General features: G+C 64.7%; 1 protein-coding gene. It reads left to right on the top strand.

What is annotated here, in order from left to right:
• Positions 1 to 255: phosphoadenosine phosphosulfate reductase domain-containing protein (locus AC0AIB_RS31665; protein WP_465098151.1), on the top strand; the 255-nt coding region annotated here is incomplete at both ends.

The following is a 255-nucleotide window of genomic DNA, read 5'->3' as shown; positions in this document are numbered from 1 at the left end:
GGGACGAGTTCGGGCAGTGGGATCCGAAGAACCAGCGGCCGGAGTTGTGGTCGTTGTACAACGGGCGGCGTCATCCGGGTGAGTCGATCCGGGTGTTCCCGTTGTCGAACTGGACCGAGTTGGACATCTGGCACTACATCGCGCGGGAGCGGGTGCCGTTGCCGTCGATCTACTACGCGCACGACCGCGAGGTGGTGGAGCGTGACGGCATGTTCTACGCGGTGAACGAGTTCTTCTCGCCCCGCGCGGGTGAGG

The organism is Micromonospora sp. DSM 43699 (assembly GCF_055517075.1).
The sequence above is the reverse complement of the archived record's forward strand: the minus strand, read 5'-3'. Positions and strand labels throughout refer to the sequence as shown.